1 protein-coding gene is annotated in these 218 nt (G+C 62.8%); it reads left to right on the top strand.

Annotated elements, in window-relative coordinates; genetic code table 11:
- The coding region (locus tag RMQ97_RS15510; protein ID WP_413661806.1) for a hypothetical protein at nt 1-218 on the top strand (218 nt) is incomplete at both ends.

Raw genomic sequence — 218 nt, 5'->3', positions numbered from 1 at the left:
TGGCGCGGGCAATGGCGATCAGCGCATCACCCGTCACGTCTATGGTGCGGGCGGGCGGCTGGAACAGACCACCACCGGCCTCACCGACCTTGGGGATACAACAGGCGTGGATCGCACCTTCCGCTATGATGTCAGCGGCCGACTGGTGCGTGAGGAATACAGCCGCACCACACATGACTGGACACAGTTCGGCGTTCCCCTCACCACTGTCGATGAAG

Source organism: Maricaulis sp. D1M11 (assembly GCF_047308265.1).
In the GTDB taxonomy this organism is placed as follows: domain Bacteria; phylum Pseudomonadota; class Alphaproteobacteria; order Caulobacterales; family Maricaulaceae; genus Maricaulis.
Note: the sequence above shows the minus strand (reverse complement) of the source record. Positions and strands in the feature narration are given on the sequence as shown.